Here is a 6,096-nt window from a genome sequence, read left to right as displayed (position 1 = left end):
GACCATGAACGACGTGGACCGGTTCGAGGCATCCAGGCCGCGCCTGGAGGCGATCGCCTACCGCCTGCTCGGCTCCGCGAGCGAGGCCGAGGACGCCGTGCAGGAGACGTTCCTGCGCTGGCAGGCCGCCGACCTCGACCGGATCGAGGTCCCCGAGGCCTGGCTGACGAAGGTGCTCACGCATCTGTGCCTGAACCAGCTCACCTCGGCCCGCGCCCGGCGTGAGACGTACGTGGGTCAGTGGCTGCCCGAGCCGCTGCTCGCCGGGGACTCGATGCTCGGGCCGGCCGACACCGCCGAACAGCGCGAATCGGTCTCGTTCGCGGTCCTCGCCCTGCTGGAGCGGCTCTCTCCCGGCGAGCGGGCGGTGTACGTGCTGCGCGAGGCCTTCGCCTACCCGCACAAGGAGATCGCCGAGATCCTCGACATCACCGAGGGCGCCAGCCAGCAGATCTTCCACCGCGCCAGGAAGCACGTCGTCGACGGCAAGGCCCGCACCGAGATCGACGAGACCGCCGCCCGGCGGATCATCGACGAGTTCCTCGCGGCCGCCACCAGCGGCCGGACCGATCAGCTCGTCCGTCTGCTCACCCAGGACGCCGTCGCGATCGGCGACGGCGGCGGGAAGGTGCCGGCCCGCGCCAAGGCCTTCGAGGGCGCTCTCGCGGTCGCCACCTTCATGCGCGGGCTGTTCAAGCCCAGCAAGGCCAAGCGTGCCCTGGCCGGCGGATCGCCCGTGGTCCACGCCACGACCGTCAACGGCGGCCCCGCCCTCGTGGCGGTCGTCGACGACCGGGTCATCGGCGTCATGTGCCTGGAGATCACCGCCGACGGCATCGCCGCCTTCCGCAACCAGGTCAACCCCGACAAACTCGAACGCTTCACCCGGCGCTGGGCATCCACCGACCACGGCGAACCCCTGCTCGACGCCGCCTTCTGACCGCCCTGCGAGGCGCTTCCGCGCGAGGCGCTTCCGTGTGAGGTGCTTCCGTGTGAGGTGCTTCACAACGCGTTCCTGTCAGGAAACAGCGGGCTGCCCGGTTCAAGTGGCGAATCCGCTCAAGACAGGAGCCAGCAGATGCAGCACCGCATCGTCGTCCTCGGCGCCGGATACGCCGGCGCCATCGCCGCCGGGCGCCTCGCCAAGCGGCTGCGCCGCGAAGACGCCGCCGTCACCCTCGTCAACGCCGAGCCCGACTTCGTCGAGCGCGTCCGGATGCACCAGCTCGCGACCGGCCAGGACCTCAGGCCCCGGCCCTTCCGGGAGATGTTCGGGGGAACCGGCGTCGAACTGAGGCTCGCGCAGGTCACCGCCGTCGACGTCGACCGCAGGACGGTCGCCGTCACCGACGCGGACGGCGCCGGGGAACTGGAGTACGACACCCTCGTCTACGCCCTCGGCAGCGGCTGGAACGCCCATGGCGTCCCCGGCACGGCCGAGCACGCCCACGAGATCGCGGGACGCCCCGGAGCGCTCCGGCTGCGCGAACGCCTGGCCCGTCTGGACGCCGGACAGCCCGTGGTCGTGGTCGGCGGCGGTCTCACCGGCCTGGAGTTCGCGACGGAGATCGCCGAGGCCCGCCCGGACCTCGACATCGCCCTCGCCGTCCGCGGCGGCCTCGGCGACTGGCTCTCGCCCAAGGGGCGCCGGCACCTGCACAAGGTCGTCGGCGGGCTCGGCATCACGGTGCACGAGCACACCGCCGTCACCGAGGTGGCGGCCGACCGGGTCACCACCGCCGACGGCAGGTCCCTGCCGGCCGCGGTCACCGTGTGGACCACCGGCTTCGCCGTCCACCCGATCTCCCGGGCCACTACGCTGGAGGTCACCGACACCGGGCAGATCGTGGTCGACGCGACCATGCGCTCGGTCTCGCACCCCGACGTGTACGCCGTCGGGGACGCGGCCATGGCCACCGGCCCCGGCGACAAGCCGCTGCGGATGTCCTGCGCCTCGGGCACCCCCATGGCATGGCAGGCCGCCGACGCCATCGCCGCCCGCCTCACCGGCGGAAAGCTCCCGAACGTGCCGCTGCGCTACTTCAACCAGTGCATCTCGCTGGGCCGCAGGGAAGGCCTGATCCAGTACGTCACCGCCGACGACCGCGCCGTGCGGGCCGCGCTGACCGGGCGGTCGGCCGCCGTCTACAAGGAGCTGGTCTGCAAGGGCGCGGCCTGGGCCGTCGCCAACCCGACCCTCGGGATGCCGACCCGGCGCCGTGGCGTCGTACGCGATGCGGCCCGTACGGACTCGACGGCTGCGACGACGGTCTGACCGGCCCGGATGCCCTGCCCCGCCCGGCGGTGGCCGTCGGCAGGCCCTGTTCGGGAACCGACCTCGACGCTGCGGGCGGGCCCTGGCTAGGATCAAAAGCAGGGCATCGCGTGTCGGTCACCGGCCGGGTGAGGCATGGAGGCGCCTGTGAGATTGCCTTACGGAGGCATTCCACACATGTCAGTCGAGTTGAATCACACCATCGTCCATGCCCGGGACAACCGGGAGTCGGCCGAGTTCCTGGCGCACATCCTGGGGCTCGAGGCCGGGGCCGAGTGGGGACCGTTCGTTCCGGTGGCCACCAGCAACGGGGTCACCCTGGACTTCGCCACCATCCCGGCGGAGTCGATCGTCATGCAGCACTACGCGTTCCTCGTGTCCGACGAGGAGTTCGACGCGGCCTTCGAGCGGATCCGGCAGGACGGGATCACGTACTACGCCGATCCGCATCGCAAGCAGCCGGGGGAGATCAACCACCACTTCGGCGGCCGTGGACTGTACTTCCTGGATCCGGCCGGACACGGCATGGAGATCATCACGCGGCCCTACGACACCCACCAGCCGGAGCCGAAGGCGTCATGAGACCGGGCCGGGCCGGGACACACCCCGGCCCGGCACTCCGCAGGGCCGGGTCCCGCTGTCACGCGCATCCGCCGCGGGCCGACATCGGCACAACTGGCCGTCTCCGCAAGTAACCTGACGGAGTGTCCACCGAAACCGCGCTGACGCGGGCCATGACCGGCGCGATCGGTCCGCCCCTGCTCGCCCTGCCGGACCGGGTCGCGGAGTTGCTGGCGTACCTCGGCAGCCCGCCGCGACTGGCGGCCCATCTGCGGGCCGTCCATGACGTCGCGCATCAGCTGGCCGACTGGCTGGAAGAGCACTGTCCCGCGGCGGCCTTCGACCGGGAGGCAGTGCTCTTCGGGGCGGCGACGCACGACATAGGAAAGACGCTGCACCCCGAGGAACTCTCCGGGCCGGGCTCGGCCCACGAGGAGGCCGGCCGGACGCTGCTGCTCGCTCACGGTTTCGGCCCCGAGTCGGCCCGCTTCGCCGCGACCCATGCGTCCTGGACGCAGCCGCACATCGGTCTGGAGGACCTGATGGTCAGCCTCGCCGACAAGATCTGGAAGAACAAGCGCGTCACCGGCCTGGAGGAGCTCGTCGTGGCCCGGCTGGCCGAGGCGAGCGGCCGTGCGGTGTGGGAGGAGTTCATGGCGCTCGACGAGGTCCTGGCCCGTATCGGGGACGAGGCCGACGGACGTCTGGCGTTCCAGTCCTGTTTCCCGGTCCACGGCTGAGCGTGGCACCGCCGTCGCAATCGAAATGAATTTCGTACGATGGAGGTGAACTGGACCGTTGAGGTCACAGCGGTGAGCATTGGAGCCACCTTCGCCGTGGTCTTCGCACGCGGTCTCCTGGGTATTGCTCAGGTCGGGACCGCGCGCGAGGGACGACGACGGCACTCACGTCCTCGGGCCCACACGGGCAGGGACCTGCCCCCCGGTCTGCGCGAGCGTGGTCACGTACGGCATCCATCCGATCCTGCCGCAGTTCCACTGAGACCAAGGCGGAGCGACACGATGAGAGCACTGCTGGCGGGCCTGACCGTCGACTACAGCGACCACGACGATCCCGTACTGATCGGGCCGGACGGCATCCCGGTGGACACCTGGCGGGAGAACTATCCGTACCAGGAGCGCATGGAGCGCAAGGAGTACGACTGGCACAAGCGGCTCCAGCAGATCGAACTGCTGAAGCTCCAGAGCTGGATCAAGGAGAGCGGGCGCCGCCTGGTCATCGTCTTCGAAGGGCGCGACGCGGCCGGCAAGGGCGGCACGATCAAGCGCTTCACCGAGCATCTCAATCCGCGAGGCGCCCGGGTGGTGGCCCTGGAGAAGCCGACCGAGCGCGAGGTCGGACAGTGGTACTTCCAGCGGTACGTCGAGCATCTGCCGACGGCGGGCGAGATCGTCATGTTCGACCGCTCCTGGTACAACCGGGCCGGTGTCGAGCGGGTCATGGGCTTCTGCTCGGACGACGAGTACCGGCGCTTCATGCGGCAGGCGCCCGCGTTCGAGCGGATGCTCGTCGACGACGGAGTGGACCTGATCAAGTTCTGGTTCTCGGTGTCGCAGGGCGAGCAGCGCACCCGCTTCACGATCCGCCAGGTCGATCCCGTACGGCAGTGGAAGCTCAGCCCCATCGACCTGGCCTCGCTCGACCGCTGGGACGACTACACCGCCGCCAAGGTCGCCATGTTCCGCGAGACGGACACCGTCCAGGCGCCCTGGACCGTGGTGAAGAGCAACGACAAGAAGCGGGCCCGGGTCGAGGCCATGCGCAGCGTCCTCGCCCGCTTCGACTACACCGACAAGGACGCGGACGTCGTCGGCAGCCCCGATCCGCGCATCGTGGGCGCGGCCGCGAACCTGCTGGAGGCGGGCGAGGACGATCACGGCCACCGGGCGGGCGCGCGGACGGAAGGGGCGGCCGACGGCGCCGCGTAGGCTGAGGCCCGCCCGCACCGGACGTACAGGAGGGCCCCGAGGTGGCCGAGACCCCGCCGAACGAGACGACCGTCGCCCAGGTGATGGCCGAGCTGGCCGCCCTCGAGGATCCGCGGGCACGCGCCGTGAACGAGAGACACGGTGACGATCACGGTGTGAACCTCGGCAAGCTGCGCGCGCTCGCGAAGCGGCTCAGGACGCAGCAGGAACTCGCCCGCGGGCTGTGGGCGACGGACGACACCGCCGCGCGACTGCTGGCGCTGCTCGTCTGTCGCCCCAGGGCGTTCGAGCGTGACGAGCTGGACGGCATGATGCGCCAGGCACGCTCGCCCAAGGTGCACGACTGGCTCGTGAACTACGTGGTGAAGAAGAGCCCGCACGCCGAGGAACTGCGCCTGGCCTGGTCCGCCGACCCGGATCCGGTGGTGGCGAGCGCCGGCTGGGCGCTGACCTCGGAGCGGGTGGCGAAGAAGCCCGAGGGTCTCGATCTGACCGGACTGCTCGACGTCATCGAGGCAGAGATGAAGGACGCCCCGGACCGGTTGCAGTGGGCGATGAACAACTGTCTGGCGCAGATCGGCATCGAGCACGCCGAGCACCGCGCTCGCGCCGTCGGCATCGGCGAGCGTCTGGAGGTCCTCAAGGACTACCCGACGTCCCCGGGCTGCACCTCCCCGTTCGCCCCGGTCTGGATCACCGAGATGGTGCGTCGGCGGTCCGACGGCAAGGTGGCCTGACCGAGATCACAGCGGCCGCTCTGCCGAGAGGACGAGAAGGCGTGGATGTGTACGAAGCCGTGGACACCCGCCGGTCCGTGCGGGCGTTCAGCGACCAGCCGGTGGCCCGGGACGTGCTCGAAAGGGTGCTGGCCGCGGCGGGGCGGGCACCGTCGAGCGGAAACCTCCAGCCATGGCGCCTGTACGTCGTGACCGGTGAGCCCCTGGCCGGTCTGAAGCGACGGGCGACCGCCAGGGCGCTGGCGGGGGACCCGGGCGACGAGCGGGAGTATCCGATGTACCCGGCCGAACTGGCCTCCCCCTACCTGGACCGCCTTGCCTCCGCGGCCGACCAGCGGTACCGCGCGCTGGGCGTCAGGCGCGACGACCACGACCGGCCCAGGAGGATCGCCGCCCTGAACACCCAGGCGTTCGGGGCCCCGGTCGTGCTGTTCTGCTACCTCGACAAGACGATGGGGTGCGGACAGTGGGGGGACGCGGGGATGTACCTGCAGACCGTCATGCTGCTGCTGAGGGCGGAAGGGCTGCACAGCTGCCCCCAGGTGATGTGGACGATGTACCGCACGACGGTCGG

At 70.7% G+C, this 6,096-nt stretch carries 7 protein-coding genes; all 7 read left to right on the top strand.

Going from position 1 to position 6,096, the window contains the following annotated elements:
- A partial coding sequence (sigJ, locus tag ABT085_RS42805) for an RNA polymerase sigma factor SigJ (RefSeq protein ID WP_351621537.1) occupies window positions 1-940 on the top strand: 940 nt, incomplete at its 5' end.
- Window positions 941-1,078: 138 nt separating this feature from the next.
- The gene (locus ABT085_RS42800; RefSeq protein WP_351621535.1) at window positions 1,079-2,275 is read left to right on the top strand and encodes an NAD(P)/FAD-dependent oxidoreductase; all 1,197 of its coding nucleotides are present in this window, start codon (window positions 1,079-1,081) and stop codon (window positions 2,273-2,275) included.
- A gap of 177 nt (window positions 2,276-2,452) precedes the next feature.
- Window positions 2,453-2,857, top strand: coding sequence for a VOC family protein (locus ABT085_RS42795; protein ID WP_351621532.1), 405 nt, complete (start codon window positions 2,453-2,455; stop codon window positions 2,855-2,857).
- A gap of 152 nt (window positions 2,858-3,009) precedes the next feature.
- Window positions 3,010-3,576, top strand: a complete 567-nt coding sequence (locus ABT085_RS42790) for an HD domain-containing protein (RefSeq protein ID WP_351621542.1) — start codon at window positions 3,010-3,012, stop codon at window positions 3,574-3,576.
- A gap of 282 nt (window positions 3,577-3,858) precedes the next feature.
- Complete coding sequence (gene ppk2, locus ABT085_RS42785; protein ID WP_351621529.1) at window positions 3,859-4,785, top strand: polyphosphate kinase 2; 927 nt, start codon at window positions 3,859-3,861, stop codon at window positions 4,783-4,785.
- A gap of 83 nt (window positions 4,786-4,868) precedes the next feature.
- A complete protein-coding gene (locus ABT085_RS42780; protein WP_351621539.1) occupies window positions 4,869-5,522 on the top strand; it encodes a DNA alkylation repair protein in 654 nt (217 codons plus the stop codon).
- Window positions 5,523-5,563: 41 nt separating this feature from the next.
- Window positions 5,564-6,096 (top strand): nitroreductase (locus ABT085_RS42775; RefSeq protein ID WP_351621526.1); only part of this gene is annotated, 533 nt, incomplete at its 3' end.

The organism is Streptomyces sp. NPDC002265 (genome assembly GCF_040296125.1).
Taxonomy (GTDB): Bacteria; Actinomycetota; Actinomycetes; order Streptomycetales; family Streptomycetaceae; genus Streptomyces.
Note: the sequence above shows the minus strand (reverse complement) of the source record. Positions and strands in the feature narration are given on the sequence as shown.

Excerpts from the sequence above, each read along its gene's own strand:
- ABT085_RS42800 (WP_351621535.1), top strand. The coding sequence starts at position 1,079 with ATGCAGCACCGCATCGTCGTCCTCGGCGCCGGATACGCCGGCGCCATC.
- ABT085_RS42795 (WP_351621532.1), top strand. The coding sequence starts at position 2,453 with ATGTCAGTCGAGTTGAATCACACCATCGTCCATGCCCGGGACAACCGG.
- ABT085_RS42790 (WP_351621542.1), top strand. The coding sequence starts at position 3,010 with ATGACCGGCGCGATCGGTCCGCCCCTGCTCGCCCTGCCGGACCGGGTC.
- ppk2 (WP_351621529.1), top strand. The coding sequence starts at position 3,859 with ATGAGAGCACTGCTGGCGGGCCTGACCGTCGACTACAGCGACCACGAC.
- ABT085_RS42780 (WP_351621539.1), top strand. The coding sequence starts at position 4,869 with ATGGCCGAGCTGGCCGCCCTCGAGGATCCGCGGGCACGCGCCGTGAAC.